This window comes from Streptomyces mutabilis (genome assembly GCF_014649815.1).
In the GTDB taxonomy this organism is placed as follows: Bacteria; Actinomycetota; Actinomycetes; order Streptomycetales; family Streptomycetaceae; genus Streptomyces; species Streptomyces mutabilis.
In genome coordinates this window covers 38112-56948 of the sequence record NZ_BMTT01000028.1, presented here as the reverse complement: position 1 = coordinate 56948, position 18837 = coordinate 38112, and the positions used below count along the sequence as shown (strand labels likewise).

The window sequence follows — 18837 nt, the reverse complement described above, 5'->3', positions numbered from 1 at the left end:
ACACACACAACCGGCCACCCCCCAAAACCGCCGCCCCGTTCGACAACTCCGACAACCACTCGCAGCCCAACGAGGAGTGCCGACGGCTATGTAAGTGATGTCGCCGCACCACCTCGTGTTCAGCGCGTCCGCGGTGAAGGGCCACGGAACCCACCCGCTCCCGCGCCATCGCCGCCACCATGCCGGGCTTCGTCCGGGACGAGGTCCTGACGCAGGAGACGTCGGCGTTCGTGTTCGAGGACTGAGGCCTCCGGCCAGGCACTTGCCAAAAAATCTGCGGTCGCGTGCAACCCGCGGTCGACCAACGGGAGTAGAAGGGCGTGGAGAGGCGCCCTCCGGTCCATTCACCCCACTTCCCGTAGGAGCAACGTGTCCAGCAGCATCAAGAAGCTCGCCGTCGCCGTCGGCACGGCCGCCATCGTGGTCAGCACACCGGTAGCCGGTGCCTGGGCGGCCGGCGGAGTGTCCGGTGACACGTCCGGAAAGGGGCCGCGGACCCAGTCAGTCGCAACGGGCGAGCAGCACCCGCCTCGGCACGCGCAGGACGAGGAGCAGCGGACCGTGGCCCGTACCGTCGGCTCCGGAATCGTCGACGGCAAGGAGTGGTCGGTGACGCTGACGTTCCATCCGGAGGTTCCGGAGGACTTCCCCTCCACCGATGGGACGTCCGGCTTCGGTGACTCCCGGCCCCAGGATCCCGCTTTGCTCTGTCAGCGGGTGTTCATCGGCGGGGTCCAGGTCGATCACCAGGCGGGGCCGTGGGCGGGTTGCTCCGTCGTGGACGGTCGGGACGACTTCGTCGAAGGTGCCGGGCTGCACGGTCTGACCGACAAGGGCACGTCCGGGACTCGGATCTTCGTCGGCAACCCCGCTTCGGGCACGGCCTCGGCCCGTCTGACGCTCGACGGCGGTACGGTCCGTACCGCTGAGGTGGCGACGCTGCCTGGGACCTCGTACCGTGCGTTCGCCCTGCCCATCGCCGACGGGGAGACCATCGCGTCCGTCGACACCTTCGACGGACAGGGCAACCGGCTGACTCACGAGACGTACTGGGACTGACCGCCGGTCCCCGGTCCCCGGGTGCCGCACGCATCCGGGGGCCGGACCGTACTGCCCACCCACCCACACACCCGCAGGGACAACTCTTCGTGCACATCGGACCGGCCCGCGATGCCGAAGGCGACTTCACGGCGTTCGTCTCGGCCTACTGGAGCCGCCTGGTCAGGACCGCCTACATGCTGACCGGCGATTTCCATGAGGCGGAAGACCTGGTGCAAACGACGCTGATCAAAGTGCACGCGCGGTGGGACCGGGTGCGGCGGGAGGACGCCGACGCCTATGTGCGGCGCGCGCTGGTGAACAACAACCGCAGCCGTCACCGCCGCAGACGAGTCGTCCACTGGCTCACCCCTCTGCTTCCGGACCGTCCGCAGCGGTCCGGCGACACCGAACGTCTGGAGCAGCGCGACGTGCTGATGGAAGCTCTGGCCGAACTCCCCGAACGGCAACGTGCGGTGGTCGTCCTCCGCTACTGGGAGGACCTCGAGGTGGGCGAGGTGGCACGGACGCTCGGCTGCACGCCCGGCACGGTCAAGAGCCAGGCTTTCCGCGCTCTCGCCAAGCTGCGGGCACACCCCGCGCTGGCGGCGCACGACCGCGCGGATCTCGGAGGTGCCGCATGACAGCCCCCCGCACACCCGGCGGGCAACCAGATACGTCAGGCGCTTCGGGCGCTTGCGTGCCGGACCGGATCGGCCCCCAGCACACCGGCGATTGCGCACCGGACGTACGGCAGGCGCTGGCCCGGGCGGCCGGGCGCAAGGCGCCCGGGCCAGCGCCTGTCCAGGCCATCCTGGACGGTGCCCGTGCCCGGAGGTCGCGCCGCACCGCCGTGACCGCGGCGGCCGGGGTGCTGGTGGCCGGGGTCACGGCAGCCGTCGTCCTGCCGCTGCTGAACGGGCCGCCCCAGGACGACGGCCCGCGCCCTGCGGCCTCCTCCCCCTCCGTCCCACCGGTTCCCGACGCGCCGGAAACCACGGAACGCAGCCAGGTGGTCCGCTCCGGCGACATCGACGGCAAGGAGTGGTCGGTGACGCTGACGTTCCATCCCGACGTGCCGGACGACTTTCCGTCCGCTGACACTGCCGTCGGCGACACGGCCGACCGTGACGCCGACGAAGGCTTCGGTGGCGCTTCCCGGCCGGGAGACCTCTCGCTGCTCTGCCAGCGGGTCTTCATCGGTGGCGTCCAGGTCGACCACCAGGCGGGCCCTTGGGCGGGCTGCTCCGTCGTGGACGGTGAGGCCGACTCCGACCAGGGCGCCGGGCTGCACAGCCTGTCCGAGAAGGGGTTGTCCGGGACTCGGATCTTCGTCGGCAACCCGGCCCCGGGAACGGTCACGGCCCGGCTCACCCTGGACGGCGGTGCTGTGCGTATGGCGCAGGTGGTGACGCTGCCCGGCACTTCCTACCGTGCGTTCGCCCTGCCCGTCGCCGACGGGGAGACCATCGCGTCCGTCGACACCTTCGACGGACAGGGCAACCGGCTGACCCACGAGACGTACTGGGACTGAAGCCGTTGCCGAGGATCGGGGCGCCCCGCTGCCGCTCGAATCGCTGTACGCCGCTTGGAGCATTTTCTATGTTCCTTGATCGTCGCCCAGGTGCCCGGCGGGTGGCGTCAGAACGCCGCGGGCAGCCGCACAGGACCAGGCAGGATCATGTGCGGCAGGCTGGCGGGGTCGGACGTCGGTACGGGTGGCGACGGGTCACACGGGGTTCGCGGGGCCGGTCCTGGGGCCCTTGGCCGGCGGCTAGAAGCGGCGACGGCACTGTGCGCGGAGCCCGCCCGAGCTCTCCCGCTCGGGCGGGCTACCGAAAGGCTGTGCCAGGTGCGATGTCGGGCCTCTTGAGAACGATGGTGACTCGTGGACGGGCCTCTCCGTGCATGGCGCTGCTCAAGGGCGGTGCGGGGTCACCCTGTTCTGGTGAGGCGGGTCCAGCCTGTCGGTGGGGCGAGGAGTGTGCGGACATGGGGCTTGCGCCTTCGGAGCCGCACCTCTCCCCGGTAGTCGCGAAGAATGAGACAGCCGAGATGTTGCAGGGCCGCGAGAGCGAAGCCGTTCGCCGGACACATCCCCTCCCCCTTCCCGAAAGGGAGGTAAGACCGCCTCTGGTCATCGGTCGGTTCCTCCCAGCGCGAGGGACACACCTCCAGCGGCCTGTCCCATACGGCCTCTGACCGATGGATCGCGTGCGTGCCGATCAGAACATGCTCACCCTCGTGGACCGGAACTCCGGCTATTCGGTGATCGGTGGCGGCCACCCTGACCAGGCGCCATGCTGTTGGGTAGAGGCGCAGTGTCTCCCTGACCAGGGAACGGATCTCTTCGGGTCGTACTGTTGGGCGGTTGTAGCCGTACTGAATGCCGAGAAGCACTACCCATTCGAGAGTTACGCCGGTGAAGCCGACCGTGGAAAGGACGAGCCGCTGCAGTAACTGCGCGCGATCCGCCGGAGACAGTTCCCCAGGCAGACCCAGAACCAGATCGACCAGGTCCTCCGCGTCCGCCGAGCGCACCGGCAGTTGTCTCAACTGCTCTGCGAATCCGGCCCGGATGAGGGGCACCGAACGGTGGGGTCTTCGCACCATGCGACCGACGATGTCGTCTGCGATTACGCTCGATGTCACGTAGTCATCGACAAGCGCGTTGATCTCGGTATGGCGCTGATCCGCTATGGCGGGAGCGAAGTACCGCCGGATCAGTCCGACTCCCCACCGCTGATGCCGCAGACGGCTACGATGGTCACTCAGCTCACGGATGGCGGCGTCAACGTCGAAGGCCGACTCGAAATCGTGTCGGGCCAGGACTGCGATCAGCTCGCGTGACGCCTCCGTCCGAATCAGATGGGGAACGGGCGTCGCCCCGAGCCGGAAGAACCCGGACTGCGACAGGTAGTTCTCAGCCGAGCCGACCAGAACCTCCCTGGCCGCATCGGCGTCGGCGATGAAGAGGGTCCCGAAGCGCAGCCTGAACGGCCCGTCGGTGTCCGCCGCCAACTGCTCCCACCGCCGCAGGTGAGACCACAGACCACGTCTATTCAGGAACACGAGGTGTCATGCCCGTCTGGCAGGGGGTGGGAGGCGATCCGATCGAGGCCCGCCCGAGCGCTTCGGGACCCCAGCGTGTCATTGCCGGATGACGATGGCGCGGTTCGGCATTTCAGCTGCGCGTCCCGCGTCACAGCCACAGTGTCAGTCGCGCTGCCCATACTCGACGAAGTACCCGTGCAAGCGTGCACGCATCTCACCGCTGAGCGCCCGAAGGCCACTGGTGATCCACGACATCGTGATCCTCCTCGTTGGACGGTTCCTTCGTTGTACGCGCCTGCTAAAGGCATTCCGGTCCGCTGAACCATGACGTTACCTGAGTGGCAGATACGGGTGAACAGGCCAAACCAGCCAAGGGGGCTGTAACCGCAGTTCCTTCCGCAGGTTGCGTCGCAGAATTCGCACATGACCACAACCGCCCCGCTGTCGCGGACGCGGACAGTCACCGGTGCAACGGGACGGCCCGATCGATCACCTGCCCACGATGGCCTACCCGCCGTCCACCTCGGTCAGGGCCGTAGGTCACCCACCGCGATAAGTGGCGGCTGGCTCTGGACACGCTCGACACGCTGGCCGGCTGGGGCATGCGCCCGCCGGTTGTCGTGGCCGACGCCGCCTACGGCACCGACGCCCACCTGCGGGCCGGCCTGGCCGAGCGGGGAATCGACTACGTGCTCGCCGTCCGCGCGGACGTGAGTGCCCACCCGTTCGACGCGGAGCCTGTGGCCCCCGGCCGCAACGGTCCCATCGGGTGCTGGCCCCAGCCCCGCTACCGTCGGCCCGCACCCTCGGTGGCAGCCCGGTCCGCCGGCCTCGGACAGGAAGCATTGGTTGACCTGATGGCAGGGCTCGCGCGGCCAGTTACGGTCCCGGCTCGCCGCCGTGCGTGTCCGCCCCGCGGGCAAGGCCGTCGAGCGTCCGATCCGGGCCGCTGCTTCGGCCGAACAGGGCTGGTGGGACGGCATCCTGACCGACGGTGGCGGCCGCGTGCGTCACGCGGATACGTCGGCGGCACCGGAGCCCCTCTCCCCTCCCAGAGTGACCATCTCGCTGATCTCCGCGGCACGCGCCGTTTCCTCGGCTGCGAACCGTTCCGCATCCAGCGCTTCGGCGATCTCGTCGTCCTGTCGCATCAGATGGTCCAGGTCGCTCCCTCGTGCGTCTCCGTCGCACAGGCCGGTGAACGCCTCCCGGACCTCCGGGCTCCACAGCCCGATGTCCTTCACGCAGGGAGCGATGCGGGAGAAGAGCGTCCGGCGGAAGGCTCTGAGGTAGCCGCTCTCCTCAGCGATGCGGACAGCTGCTGCACGCGGCACCCCGAAGTTCTCCAGGACTTCGGTGCCGCGCAGGCGGTTTCGCATCAGGTGGCAGCCTTCGATGACGAACTCCTCGCGATCGGCCAGTTCGGTGGCGCTCAGTTCGCGGTAGTGGTCGCGCAGGGCCATGCGGCCAAAGGCCACGTGGCGGGCCTCGTCCTGCATGACGTAGGCCAACAGGTGCCGGGGAAGAGGCTTGCTGGTGGTGTCCCTGAGCAGTCCGAACGAGGCCAGTGCCAGTCCCTCAACGAGAACCTGCATGCCCAGGTACGGCATGTCCCAGCGGGAGTCGCGCAGTGTATCGTCCAGCAAAGTTCGCAGACTGTCGTTGATCGGGTAACTGAGCTCGATCTTCTCCCGCAGGAAGCGGGAGAAGATCTCCACGTGCCGGGCCTCGTCCACGGTCTGCGTCGCCGCGAAGAACTTGGCATCGAGGTCAGGAGCGCTCTCAACAATGCGGGCTGAGCAGACCATGGCGCCCTGCTCGCCGTGCAGGAACTGGCTGAACTGCCAGGCGGCAAAGTGCTGGCGCAGTTCGCTCCGTCGCCCGGTACTCAGGCGGTCCCAGTAAGGGGTGCCGTGCAGGGGCAGCGCCTCGTCCGGAGTGCCCAGCGGATCGGTTGGATCCACGTCGAGGTCCCAGTCGATCCGGCGCACGGCGTCCCACTGCCGGTCCTTGCCACGCTGGTAGAGCGCGAGCAGGCGCTCGCGTCCGTCGTCGTATGCCCAGGAGAACGTACTCGCCGCACCGGCGGGTACCGTCCAGTGGCCGGCCGCGGACTCGGGGCTGGCAGAGGTCGTCACGGGCACTGCCCTCCTGGGCGTCAGAGCGGCTGGTCGACGTGGTCGGGGGTATACCGGACGGAAGCGGCGTAGGCGTCCAGCAGCCCCTGCAGCGGTTGTTCGGGCAAGCCGGGTTTCCACAGTTCGACGGCCATTTCGCCGTGGTAGAGCATCGGCCAGCGCACGTAACGCCGGGGGTCCGTTGCATCGTTGACCGCGTGTGAGCGGGCTACGGTGTCGGTTGCCACGTCGGCCACCAGATCGGTGCCGCAGCCGAAGCCGTACGGATACAGATCCCGGTTCGGGGGCACAGACTCGATCACCGTGTCGTCGGCCCGGCTGACTCCCACGTGGGCGTGTACGCCGCCGCGGATGATGGGGGCGGTGCGTTCGCCGTCGGGATCCAGCGTCCAGTGGCCGGCTGCCGACCGGCTGAGTCGGACGGTGGGAACGGCGGAGAGGAGGGCGCACACTTCCCATGCCTCCACCGAGGGTCCTTTGGGGTCGACTCCCTCTGGGGCGAGGACGCGCAGGCGGCTGCCGTGGGGGTGGGGGTGGAGGACGGTGACTTCGTCCCTTCGCAGTGCGCGCTTGTCGACGTCCCAGCTTCCGGAGGCGGTGACCACGACGGCGTCGAGGTCGGGGTCGTAGAGGAACAGCATGCCCTCGCTGAGACGCTTCCAGCCGAGGTACTCGCGGTATAGCGAGGCGAGGGCTTCGGAGACGTACCGGTCGATGTGCACCGGCTCGGGGAGAAGACCGAGTGCACCCATCCGCCGCCCCGCTGCGGCCAGGTGGTCCGGGGCCGGGGAGTGGGTCCAGGTGGTGGAGGACAGGGCGTCGGTGACCACGTCGTAGCGGTCACCGACGTCCCGTGCGCAGGCGGCGGTGACCAGCCGGTCGCGGATCCGGTCAGCCAGGTCCTGGGTTTCGGTGGGGTGCCCCCCTTCCATGGTGAACAGGGTGGCCTCCTGCCCGTCCCGGTTGACCAGGACCACGCGGGGGGCGGCGGTCCGTGCCATGACGGTGCGCCCGATGTCGACCACCTCGGTGTGCCGCCGGTCGGCTAGGTGCTCGGGGATCTGGGCGAGCACCACGGTCTGGCGCGAGCCCACGCGCAGTCCCAGTTCGGTGCACGTACGGGCGCTCAGCGGAGGGCTCTGTTCCTGGACGCGCTCGCGCAGCGGCTCAGATCCGGTGGGGATGTGTGTGACGATCAGCAGCAGGTCGACGTCTCCGTGCGAGGACTCGACCACGGTGTGGCCCTGTTCCTCGAAAGCGGCGGTGAGCTGCCGGACGAAGAGGCCCAGGGTGGTGTCATCGGGGTGTGCCTGTCCGGCTAGCTGTACTACCAGGGGGCGCCACCAGGGCAGTTCGTCGAGTTTCCCTGCTGGGCGGTCCGCTACGCCGGTCATCGGGTGCCTCCGGTGACCATGGGCAGGACGCGGCGTGCGAGATCGTCGAGACAGCTCGCCGCGATCAGCTCCAGGGCGGGGATGTTGCATCCCAGCATGCGGTTCACGTGGGCGGACAGTTCGACGACCATGAGTGAGTCGAGTCCCAGCTGGTCCAGCTTGCGGGTGCGGTCGACTCGCTCGGGTGCGGTCTGCAGGACCCCGGCGACCAGTGTCGCCAGCTCCGCGGAGATGGTCTCCACCGCCTCGTCGTCGGTCATCGCGGCGAGCCTGGACCGCAGGGCCTCGCCATGGCTGATGCGCGCCCGGCCGGTGGCCTGGACGCAAGCGGCGAAGGCGGGCCGGTTCAGCCCGGAGAGCAGTTGTCCCATCCGTTCCCAGTCGATCCGACCGAATACCGCTACGTCCGGGCCGTGGGTGAGTTGGCGCTCGAACGCCTGCCAAATCTCCGCTGGGGCGACCGAACCGAAACCCATGCGGTGCAGGGTCTGCTCGAAGCCGGTCCGCACGACGAAGCCGGTCTCGGCCACGCCTCCCAGCACCTGGGCGGTCCCGGCCCGGCCCTGGGAGCGTCGCTGGCGCACCAGGGCTTCGAGGTAGGCGTTGGCGGCAACGTAGGCGCTCTGCAGCTGGTTGCCGCCCAGAGTGGTCACCGAGGAGCACACCTGGAAGAAGTCCAGCTCGCGGTCCGAGGTCAGTTCGGACAGCACGACGGCCCCCCGAACCTTCGGATGCAGGACGGCCTCGAAGCGCTCAGCCGTCAGCTGTGCCATCGGGGCGTCGTCGAGAACCATGGCGGCGTGCAGGACCCCTCGTACCGGATGCCCCGCCTCGTCCGCGTCGGTGATCGCCTTTCGCATCGCCTTGTGGTCGGCAACGTCCGCGGCGACCACGGTGACCTGTGCCCCGACCTGGGCGAGCCGTTCCAGCAAGGCCGGTGCCTCGGGTGAATCCGCGCCGCGCCGGCCGACCAGAATGAGGTGTCGGGCACCCCGCTGCACCATGTTCCCCGCCAGCGCCGCGCCCAGTCCGCCCAGGCCTCCGGTGACCAGGTAGCTTCCGGCGGGGTCGACTTCCATGGGCGGCACCGGCTGTTCGACGGCGACCGGCTCGCTCAGATCGATGACGATCTTGCCGAGGTGCTTGGAGTGGCGCAGGGAACGGAACGCGTCGGTCACTGCGTCGGCGGAGTACACCTGGTGCGGCAGTGGACGGTAGCGTCCGTCGGTCACGCGGTGGCACAGCTCGGTGAACTCACCGGCCGCGACCTCAGGTAGCTGTTCGGGGAGAGTGGCCACGTCGACCCCGAAGTAGGCGATGTTACGCCGGAACGGTCCGAGGAGCACGGGGGTGTTGGCATAGAGGTCGCGTTTGCCGAGTTCGACGAACCGGCCGCCGGGGCGCAGGCACTCCAGGCCGCGGGCGATGGCCTCGCCGGCCAGTGAGTTCAGCACGACGTCCACGCCTTGGCCGTCGGTCAGCTCCCGGACCTCTTCGGCGAAGCGAAGGTCCCGCGAGTTCATGACGTGCCGGACATCGAGCATCCGCAGCAGGTCGCGCTTGCCGGGGGTGCCGGCGGTCGCGATGACCTCGGCGCCGACGGACCTGGCGTACTGCAGGGCGGCCAGCCCCACACCGCCGGCAGCTCCGTGGACCAGTACCCGCTCCCCCGCCCGCAGGCGAGCCAGGCGTTCCAACCCGTACTGAACGGTGAGGAAGACCGCGGGCAGCGTGGCCGCCTCGGTGAAGGACATGCGCTGCGGCACGCGGCCCAGTTGTTCGGCTCGCACGACGACGTGGGAGGCGAACCAGCCGGCGCCGGTACCGAAGACCCGGTCCCCGGGTTCGATTCCGGCGACTTCCGCTCCGACGGCGATCACCTCGCCGGCCCCCTCCAGGCCCAAGGAAGGCTGCTCGCGGCCGGGAACCGGCTGGTCGTCCGGGATCAGGCCGGTGGCCAGCATCACGTCACGGTAGTTCAGGGCGGCGGCCTTCACCGCGACCAGTACCTCGCCCGCCCCCGGACTCAAGGTGGTCTGCGGTTCCCAGACGAGCCGGTGGGACATGCCGGGATCACGCAGGTTCAGACGGCATCCCTCAGTCTGCCGGCGAAGCGGTGGCGTCGCCGTGGTGAAACGGGGGACGAACCGGCCAGCGCCCGTCAGCACGATCTCTCGTTCGGATCCGGGTTCGCTCAGTTCGGCGAGCAGTCGCGCCGCGTCCCTGCCGGCGTCGCCGGACCGCTCCAGTGAAACCAGCCGGACCTGGACGGCCGGGTACTCGCTGGCAACGGTGCGGCCGAGGGCCCACAGGGCTGCCGCCTCGGGCGTCCGCGGTCGTTCCGGAGCCGGGAAAATCCCGGTCGGTGGCAGGATCAGCCACAGCTCGGCGTCCTGGCGGGTGCTCAGCCCGGTCATCACGTCCCGGACGCGGCCGGCCGCGTGCGCGATGGCGGTGGCCGGGTCGGTCGCCGGATCGGGCCCGTCCAGGAGCAGAGCCATGCGCACGGTGCAGTCCGGATCGGACGGCATCTTCGCCATCCAGTCCCGCTCCTTCAGCGGCAGCGGACGGGTACCGAGGTCGTTGGCGAGCCGGTCGGGCAGGTCGCCGGCTGTGTCCGCCGCCACCAGCCACCTACCGGCCGGAACCGACGCGGTGGCGGACGGGACGCGGGAGGGGAGGGCGGTCGCCGCGCGGCGGGCCAGGATCACCGAGTCGCTCGCACGTGCCGTGTCGGGTGCCTCGCCGGTGCAGGCCACGGCGTCGAATCCGTGTGCGTTGAGCAGGCTCTTCCACTGCTCCCGCTGGAGGAGAGGGGAGTCCTTGCGGAGGTCGGTGTCCGTGTAGTCCCAGTAGTCGTCCAGCGCGCCGAAGAAGGTGGACACCCAGTCGCTGTCGTGGCTTTCCAGTGCGAGCAGCATTCCCCCGTCGGTGAGGAGCGTCCCGAGCCGGTCGACGGCCGCGCCCACGTCCTTCGCGGTGTGCAGCGCGTTGGCGGCGACCACCAGGTCGAAGTGCCCCGCCCGTACCCCCTGGTCGTCCGGATCGCCGTCGATGTCGAAGGTGCTGTACTCGACGAAGTCGTATGCGGCGAACCGGGTCTTGGCCTTGGCCAGGAAGCCGGCCGAACGGTCGGTAAACAGGTAGCGGGTGCGTTCGGGGGGCAGGACGGGAAGCAGCGCGGCGGTCATACCGCCGGTCCCCGCGCCTACTTCGAGGACGCGCAGTGGCCGGTCTGCGGGCCAGTGGTCGACCATCGCGCCGAGCAGCTGCCCGGCATAGGCGTTGTGCAGGCGCAGATGAGGCGCGTTGCCGTAGAGCTGGGTGAGGAAGTGCTGATCTGCCTCACCGAAGAGGATCTCGCGGGGATCGATTCGCCCTCGCAGCAATGTGGACAGGTACAGTCCGCAACGCAGCCCCGGCAGCGTCAGCGTGAGTGCTTCCGGCAGGTCGGCGATCAGGGTGCGGACGCGTTCCCGGGGGTCCGCGGCGGCCTCGGTGAGGCGCCAGCGTCCCTCGGGCAGGGGTTGGGCCAGACCGTACGCGCCCATGGTGCGGGCCAGTAGGTTGAGGTAGGGCCGGTATTTCGCCAGTGCGCCGGCCGTGCACAGGTCGTCGACCGAAAACTCGGTGCGGCCCGGGAGGAGCTCTTCGACGGCCTGCCGGGCATAGAGTGCCGCTACCTCGCCGGTGCGGGCCGTCACCTGCTCGTAGCGGTCGTCGCTACGGTTTTGCAGGCGTGCTCGTGCGGGGGCGGTGGCCGTCAGTAGTTCGGTGGGGGAAGGCAGTCGCACAGGCTCCGCGGCGTCCCGCGGGGCGGCGCGCAGTACGAGTTCCTGCAATGCCGCCGGGTCACCGGCGTGCTGGTCGAAGCGGCGCAGTCGGCACCCTTCCAGCTCCAGGCAGACCCGGCCATCCCGATCGGTCAGGGCGACGTCCCAGACGGCTTCCCGGCTGGTCGCCCTGGTGAGCCGCAGATGCAGGTAGCCCTCGGAAGCCGGCGGGTGCCACAGGCGTACGGCGGTCAGCTGGGCGGGCAGGAAGAGCGCGGCGCCGGTGAGTGCGGCGAGGAGCGGGGCTCCGGCCTGCAGGGCGCCGTCGGTCACCACCGGATGGGCGAGGTAGCCGTCCGTGTTCTGGTCCGTGCGGTAGGAGGCGAGCAGTTCCCCCTCACCGAGCCGGAACTCGGTCAGCACCTGGAAGGCCGGGCCGTGCGTGATGCCGCTGGCCCTCAGCCCGCGGTAGTGCGCGGCGGCGGGCAGTGCGTCGGGGTGAAGCCGGGCAAGCAGCGCACTCAGGTCGAGCGGGGCGGGCGCCGGACGCAGGAGGCGGCGTACTCGCCCCTGCGCATGGTGCTGCCAGGCCCCGTCCGGTCCGGTGCGGCTGGAGATGGTCGCGGCGCCGGTCCGCGGTTCGACAGAGGTCTGGAGGAGCAGATCGTCCGTGCTGTCCTGTCCCGGCAGCACACAGGCGCTGGTGACGGTGAGGTCGGTGATCTCCAGCTCGGTCGTGTCGAGCAGTTGCCGGCCGGCCGCGAGCACGGTTTCGAGGTAGCCGGTGGCCGGGAGCACCGTGGTGGGGCCGACCCGGTGCTCGGACAGCCACGGGGCGCGCACGGTGCTCAGTACGCCGTGCCAGGCGGGCTCGGCCGTGACGGCTCGCTGGCCGAGAAGCGGGTGCAGGGTCATGCCGTCGCTGACGATGCCCGACCACCAGCTGGGCTCCGCGAGCCAGTGCCGCTCCCGCTGCCACGGGTAGGCGGGGAGTTCCACGGGCGCGGTGGAGTCGGGGAAGTGCCCGCCGGTGTCGACCGTGGCGCCGGCGGCCAGCAGGTGGGCTGCCGTGCTCCTGAGGGCGGCCGGTCCGTCGGCACGCCGGGAGCCGGTTTTCACCACCTCGCAAGGCGAGGGGCCGTCATGCGTCAGACGGCGCAGGTAGGGTCCGAGCACGGCATGCGGGCCGATCTCCACGAAGACGTCGAAGCCCTCGGTGGCCAGTGTCTCGACGGCCTGGGCGAACCGTACGGGTTCGCGGACGTTGCGCCACCAGTACTCGGCGTCCAGCTGCCCGGCGCCGGTCAGGATGTCCCCTGTCACGGTGGAGGCGAACCGCAGCGACGGCTCTGCGGACGTAAGACCGCGCAGACCGGTCAGCAGGGGCTTTTCGATCGGGTCCATGGCGGAGCTGTGGAAGGCGTAGTCGAGGTCGAGTTCGCGTGCGAACACGCCACGCTCCTGCAGCCGTTCCCTCAGGGAGGCTACTTCGGCGGCCGGTCCGGCAACCGTGGTGTCCGTACGGCTGTTGACGCCGGCCAGTTCCACCCGCGTGCCGCACTGCGCGAGTTCGGCGCGCAGCTGCTGTTCGGACAGCCCGACGGCTGCCATGCGTCCGGTGCCGGCCGTTGCCTCCTGCTCCCGGCTTCGTGCGGCGACCACCCGCGCGGCGGCCGCCAGATCGAGCGCTCCGGCCACGCAGGCTGCGGCGATCTCCCCGACACTGTGGCCGACGACGCCCTCCGGCCGCACTCCATGGGCACGCAGCACCTCGACGACACCGAGCTGGTACGCGAACAGCAGGGGTTGAGCGACCTGAGTCGATGTCAGACGTTCTGCGTCGCCCGACGCCATCGCGTCGGTCACCGACCAACCCAGCAGCGGGTCCAGGACGGCGGCGACCCTCTGCACGGCCCTCCGGAAAACCGGCTCCGTACGGAGCAGCTCCGCACCCATGCCCGGCCATTGCGACCCGTTGCCGGAGAAGGCGAACGCCACCCGGCCGCTCGCTACGGCCCTGGCCGTGGCCGAGCCCGGGGCCGGACGCTCGCCGCGGGCGGCTCCCAGCAGAGCGGATGCCGCTTCCTGTGCGGTTTCAGCCACGACCACGGTGCGGTGGTCGTGCCGGGCCCTGCGGTGGACGGTGGTGTGCGCGATACCGTAGAAGGCGGCCGAATCGGCGTGTTCGAGCTTCTCGGCCAGTCGGCTACACGCCTCGGCCAGAGCCTCCTGGCCACGGGCGGTGACCATCACGGGCAGTGGTCCCTTGGCGGTCGGCTGCGGGGTGGAGTCGCAGGGAGCCGGTCCGAGCAGCACATGGGCGTTGGCACCTCCGAAGCCGAAGGAGTTGATCCCGACCACGGCGTTGGGTGAGATTTCGACGTGCTGCGGCCGGACGGTAGGGCTGAGGTTGAGATCCTGGAAGCCGATGCGCGGGTTCAGCGGCTCCGCGTGCAGCGTGGGCGGCACCATGCCGTGCCGCAGCACCAGGATCGCCTTGAGCAGTCCGGGGACTCCCGAGGCCGGCTCCAGATGCCCGAGGTTGCTCTTCACCGAGCCCACGGGCAATGGGCCGACCGAGCGCCGCGTTCCCAGTGCACGGCCGATGGCCTCGCACTCGATCGGGTCACCGATCGCGGTGCCCGTCCCGTGGGCCTCCATGTAGACGAGGCGGTCCGGATGCACGGACGCCTCGGTATAGGTGGACGTCAGCAGGTTCTCCTGAGCCTGCCCGTTCGGCAGGGCGATGCCCGAGGTGCGTCCGTCGTTGTTGGCACCGCTGCCGAGGATGACCGCGTGCACACGATCGCCGTCGGCCAGGGCGTCGGGCAGTCGCTTCAACAGCAGCAGGCCGCCGCCCTCGGAGCGGACGTAGCCGTCCGCGTCGGCCGAGAAGGCACGGCAGCGGCCTGTGGGCGAGAGCATCGACGCGGCGGAGAACCCGGCGAACACGCGCGGGTCGAGGAGCATGTTGACACCGCCGGCCAGCGCCAGCCCGGTGCGGCCCGCGCACAGGTGTTCGTAGGCCTGGTGGACCGCGGTCAGTGCCGAGGAGCAGGCGGTGTCGAGAGCGAAGCTCTCCCCGTGCCAATCGAGCAGGTGTGAGACGCGGTTGGCCGTGTTGGCAAGGGCCGTGCCGGACATCGAGTAGACGTCGCCCACGTCGGGCCTGCCCTGAGCCAGGCGGCCGAAGTCGTGGCTGGAGCAGCCGACAAAGACCGCGCCGTCAGACCCGGCGCAGGCCGCCGGATCCACACCCGCGTCGTCGAGCGCCTCGACCGCAAGCTCCAGCAGCAACCTCTGCTGCGGATCCATGTGCAGTGCTTCCCGTGGGGAGATACCGCGGAAGAACTCGCGGTCGAAGCCGTGGATGTCCGGGAGGAAGCCGCCGGCCACGGTGTAGGACCGGCCAGGTCGGCGCCGGCCGCCGTCCAGGAAGTCCACCCTGTCGAACCGGTCCGGTGGAACCTCACCGACCAAGTCCTCACCTTTGACGAGTGCGGTCCACAGCCCGTCCAGGTCGCTGATGCCACCCGGCAGCCGGCAGGCGGTACCGATCACGGCGACGGCTTGGTCCAGCTCGGCCATGGGGCTCCTCGTGATGACTGGTCCGGAGGTCGGAAGAAGATCACTGGGAGTCTTCATCAACTGCGGGACACCTCACGGCCACGTTCACTCCAATGGCCCGCCGCGCCACCTCTTCGTGTGACCTCTCTGCCTTGTCACCGGCCGGTCATCTCCCGGTCTCCGCGTGGGCAGCCCGGCGGAGGGGCTGCGTCCGCTGAGTGGCGGCAGGGTCCACCAGTTCGCCCGACCTGCCAGTTGCATCACCGCAGGAACGAGGACACCGCGAACGATGGTGGCATCGAGGAGGACGATGGCGGCCATGGTCGCGCCGAGTACCACCAGGAGGCTGACCTCAGAAGCCATCAGCGCGCCCATGCTGACGGCCACCACCAGCGCAGCGGCGGTGAACAACCGGCCGGTGTGTTCGATGCCGAACACGATGGAGCCGGTGTTCTGCCCCGTGCGCCGCCACTCCTCCACCATGCGGGAGATGAGGAAGACCTCATAGTCCACACAGAGCCCGAACGCCAGGGCAGCAGCCAGCAGCGGCATAGTGATCTCCAGCGCGCCCTCTTCCCCGCCGGCGGGGGGTCCAAGGAGCTGCCACCGTTGGAAGAGCAGCACCATCAACCCGAGCGCCGCCCCGATGCTGAGGCCGCCGAGGACCGCGGCCTTCAGCGCGACCAGCAGGCTCCTGGTGTAGAGCAGCAGCATGACGAACACGCCGCTTAGCATCAGCGCGGCCCACCAGCCCGACGCGGCTGTCACAGCCCTCTTGGTGTCGGCGAGATGCACAGCGGTCCCCGCCACCTGGGCCGGCCCCGGGGCCGGAGCGCCGCGTACGGCTTCGACCAGCCCGGCGGTTACGCGAGACTGGACGGGTCCTTGTGCGAACACCACCACGAGCGTTCCGCGCTTGCCGGTCGCTTCGGCACGCCTGGCCTCGACGAGCCTTCCGCCGGCGTAGTCCCCTGCGGCGGTGCTCACCCGGGCCGTCCCGGGCAGCGCCGACACGTGCCGGGCGTAGGCATCCACTTCGGCTGCCCGGGCCACAGGGTCCGTGCGTGGCAGCACTACCGTCAGCTGCCGGTCGGGCGGGTAGGGGAAGTCGCGGCGGACGGCTTCCGCAACGGTGCGCGCCTCGGCACGGGGCGGCAGGATCGTCTCGTCCACCAAAGCCGGGCGCAGCCCGGTGACGGGCGCCGTCAGCCCGACGAGCAGGGCGCAACCGGCCAGTACCCACAGCAACGGCCGCTTGGTCACGGTGGTGGCGACACGTCGCCAGGCCGGACTGACGGACAAGTCGGCGGCGGGCCGACCACGGCCTGGACGACGGGACGTAGTCCGTGCGTCGATGCGGGTGCCCAGGGCAGCCACCAGGGCGGGCAGCAAGAACAGCGTGCCCACGGCACAGAGAGCGACGACGATGAGCGACGCGATCGCCAGCGAGCGGATCAGCCCCAACGGGAAGACCAGCAACGCTGCCATGCACCACGCCATGGTCAAGGCGCAGCAGACCACCGCCCGACCGGTGGTGGACATCGCCCGCCCCACCGCTTCCTCGGCTTCCAGTCCACGAGCGCGCTCCTCCCGGTATCGGGAAAGAGTGAACAAGGCGTAGTCAACGGCCAGACCGAATCCCAGGGCGCAGCCAAGGTTGACGGCGAAGACCGACACCGGCGTCAGCCTGGTCACCACCGCCAGCACGGCCAGGGCTCCCGACGCGGCAGTCGCCCCGATCGCCACGGGCACCAGCGTGGCGCCCAGGGAGCTGAAAGCCAGCACCAGGACCACGAGGACCAAGGGAAGGTTGAACAGCTCCGAGTGCAGCAGGTCCCGTTGTGCCTGGTCGGTGGCGGTGACGTTGACCCAGGCCGGGCCGCTCGCCGCAAGTTTGAGCCCGGGGGCGGCGGCTTGCAGGGACGGCACCAGGTCGCGGGCCGTGCGGGCCGCTTGGGAGTCGTCGCCCTTGAGGTCGATCCGCAGCAACGCGCCGCGCCCGTCGGCCGTACGCAACGGCCCCAGCCCGGTAGTCCAGTACGACAGTGCGGCACCGACACCAGGTGACCGGGCTGCCAGTTCGGTCACCCGCTGACCCTGCTCCGCCACGTCTGGCTCGTCAACCGATCGTCCGGGCCGGGCATACATCACAAGGTCGGGCGTGCTCGCGGAGAACGGCCGGGCCGCGGCCTCGGCTCGCCAGGCGGCCGTGTCTTCCGCGATGTAGCCGCCGTTGGACCACCGGCTGCCCATGCTCAAGCCCACTACGGCGCACAGCGTGAGCAGACAGGTTGTCGAACCGAGCACCCACCAGCAATGCCGGTACGACCACCGTGCCATTGCGTCGAGCCAGCTGGCCCGCCTCCCGACACCAGCAGTACCGGTTCGTGGGTTGATCTCCTGAGGAGGGGCAGCTTGTGTCAATCTGTCGGACATCGGGAATACTGTCCCTTCAGGTGGCCAGTACGTGGCCGGGGCTCGCCGGCTGCGCCCCCGACGCCCCTGCCCAACGTCCGGCCGCGGCGACGGATACGTTCCCTCACCCGGGCGTGTGTCGTGACGGGCACCCTGTGCCGCCCGACATCGAGTCCGTCCGCGACAGGGATGGTTGGCGAGGGCGCGGGACTACCTCCTGCCGCACTTCAGAAAAGAGCACCATGTCCACTGCCCTCGTCACAGGTGCCAGCGCCGGAATCGGCCGGGCGCTGGCCCATGCTCTCGCCGACCGCGGCTATCGGCTGGTCCTCGTTTCCCGGGACGCCGGTCGACTTGAAGCACTGGCAGCCGCCCTGCCCTCATCCGGTCTCCCGCATCAGGTACTGGCCGCCGATCTCACGACAATGGACGGCTGCCGAAGGGTCGAACGACGACTGCAGGACGACGCACATCCAGTCGAACTGCTGGTCAACAACGCGGGAATCGCCCCGCCACAGCCCTTCCCGCGCAACCCGGTAGAGACTGAGGAAACGGTTCTCGATCTCAATGTGCGGGCCGTGCTGCGCCTCACCCACGCCGCGCTTCCCGGCATGCTCGCCAGGCACTCGGGGGGTGTGCTGAACGTGGCGTCCGTGGCTGCACTCGGGCCGGGCTGGCTGGCAAGCACCTACCCTCCGAGCAAATCATGGCTACTGGCCTTCACAGAGTCTGTTGGCCGGTCACGGCAGGTTCGGCGAGCCGGTGTACGGATGACCGCCGTGCTGCCGGGTTACACGAGGACGGAGTTCCACTCCCGCGCCCGCATCTCCACCGGCAACTTCCCCGCCTGGATGTGGCTCTCCCCCAGCCGGGTAGCCGAGACGGCACTGCGCGACCTGGAACGCGGCCGGACAGTGAGCATCCCCGGCACCCGGTACCGGCTCCTCTGCTGGGCCTTGAAACATCTGCCACGTCCCGCGGTACTGCCATGGTGCTGGGACCCCAGCGACGCTACAGGATCGGATGACCGGGCCCTGGCCGACGAACGACACTCACCCACCGAGCGCTGAGGGTCGCATTCGCATGGAGCAGCTGTCCGCGATCGGGATGCGGTGGGCCTGATCGGGGTCGAGAAACGGGCACCGCAGCCTGTTGTCTGAAGCTGCGGCTCCCGGCGTCTGACGGGGCCTGTTGAGGGTCGCACCGCCAGCCGTGCCGCGAGTGCCCACCCACGGCTCCGTATTCCCGTCGCTGTACGTCGCCGTGCTACCCCCAGGCCTGGTGGCAGGTACCCACCACGTCCGCGAGGCGACCCCGTCCGCACGGGCGCACAGCTCCCGCATCTGCTCAGGCGGCTGTGACCCGGCCGGCGGCATCTGACAGACACGACGCTGCACCGTCGAGCGAGGCCGCTCACGCGGCTGCGCCGGGCGCTGAGGAGCAGCCGGACCGAGACGG

Annotated in this window: 9 protein-coding genes and 1 pseudogene; 5 read left to right on the top strand and 5 right to left on the bottom strand. The window is 69.9% G+C overall.

All coding sequences use genetic code 11. The features are described 5' to 3' along the window. Positions 1–369: 369 nt before the first annotated feature. From IE142_RS32100 to IE142_RS32090, 3 genes are all read left to right on the top strand, one after another. Positions 370–1059, top strand: a complete 690-nt coding sequence (locus IE142_RS32100) for a hypothetical protein (RefSeq protein ID WP_191888981.1) — start codon at positions 370–372, stop codon at positions 1057–1059. An 89-nt stretch (positions 1060–1148) separates the two neighbouring features. After that, positions 1149–1682: a SigE family RNA polymerase sigma factor gene (locus tag IE142_RS32095; RefSeq protein WP_229831077.1), complete on the top strand. Its 534-nt coding sequence runs from the start codon at positions 1149–1151 to the stop codon at positions 1680–1682. A gap of 56 nt (positions 1683–1738) precedes the next feature. Beyond that, positions 1739–2572 (top strand): hypothetical protein, encoded by an 834-nt coding sequence (locus IE142_RS32090; RefSeq protein WP_191888980.1) that lies wholly within the window; start codon positions 1739–1741, stop codon positions 2570–2572. 401 nt (positions 2573–2973) lie between these two features. Here IE142_RS32090 and IE142_RS32085 read toward each other — a convergent pair whose 3' ends face one another. After that, a complete protein-coding gene (locus tag IE142_RS32085) occupies positions 2974–4059 on the bottom strand; it encodes a cytochrome P450 (protein ID WP_229831076.1) in 1086 nt (361 codons plus the stop codon). Positions 4060–4631: 572 nt separating this feature from the next. On the opposite strand from IE142_RS32085, the pseudogene IE142_RS39395 reads away from it, so the two are divergent. After that, positions 4632–5085: pseudogene (locus IE142_RS39395) on the top strand (transposase); the annotation flags it as partial. A gap of 17 nt (positions 5086–5102) precedes the next feature. On the opposite strand, the gene IE142_RS32075 reads toward IE142_RS39395, so the two are convergent. The 4 genes from IE142_RS32075 to IE142_RS32060 all read right to left on the bottom strand — a co-directional run bounded on the left by IE142_RS32075 (position 5103) and on the right by IE142_RS32060 (position 17217). Then, entirely contained in the window at positions 5103–6236 is a 1134-nt protein-coding gene (locus IE142_RS32075) for a ferritin-like domain-containing protein (RefSeq protein WP_191888978.1), read from the bottom strand. 14 nt (positions 6237–6250) lie between these two features. Beyond that, positions 6251–7624 carry a hypothetical protein gene (locus IE142_RS32070; RefSeq protein WP_191888977.1) on the bottom strand — a complete coding sequence of 458 codons (1374 nt, stop codon included), beginning with the start codon at positions 7622–7624 and terminating at the stop codon, positions 6251–6253. Next, positions 7621–14985 carry a type I polyketide synthase gene (locus tag IE142_RS32065; protein WP_191888976.1) on the bottom strand — a complete coding sequence of 2455 codons (7365 nt, stop codon included), beginning with the start codon at positions 14983–14985 and terminating at the stop codon, positions 7621–7623. The genes IE142_RS32070 and IE142_RS32065 overlap by 4 nt, the downstream gene beginning before the upstream one ends. 84 nt (positions 14986–15069) lie before the next feature. Further along, the gene (locus tag IE142_RS32060; protein ID WP_229831080.1) at positions 15070–17217 is read right to left on the bottom strand and encodes an MMPL family transporter; all 2148 of its coding nucleotides are present in this window, start codon (positions 17215–17217) and stop codon (positions 15070–15072) included. A 404-nt stretch (positions 17218–17621) separates the two neighbouring features. On the opposite strand from IE142_RS32060, the gene IE142_RS32055 reads away from it, so the two are divergent. Beyond that, positions 17622–18449, top strand: coding sequence for an SDR family NAD(P)-dependent oxidoreductase (locus IE142_RS32055; protein WP_191888974.1), 828 nt, complete (start codon positions 17622–17624; stop codon positions 18447–18449). Positions 18450–18837: the final 388 nt, after the last annotated feature.

Excerpts from the sequence above, each read along its gene's own strand:
- IE142_RS32070 (WP_191888977.1), bottom strand. The coding sequence starts at position 7,624 with ATGACCGGCGTAGCGGACCGCCCAGCAGGGAAACTCGACGAACTGCCC.
- IE142_RS32065 (WP_191888976.1), bottom strand. The coding sequence starts at position 14,985 with ATGGCCGAGCTGGACCAAGCCGTCGCCGTGATCGGTACCGCCTGCCGG.
- IE142_RS32060 (WP_229831080.1), bottom strand. The coding sequence starts at position 17,217 with ATGGGCAGCCGGTGGTCCAACGGCGGCTACATCGCGGAAGACACGGCC.
- IE142_RS32055 (WP_191888974.1), top strand. The coding sequence starts at position 17,622 with ATGTCCACTGCCCTCGTCACAGGTGCCAGCGCCGGAATCGGCCGGGCG.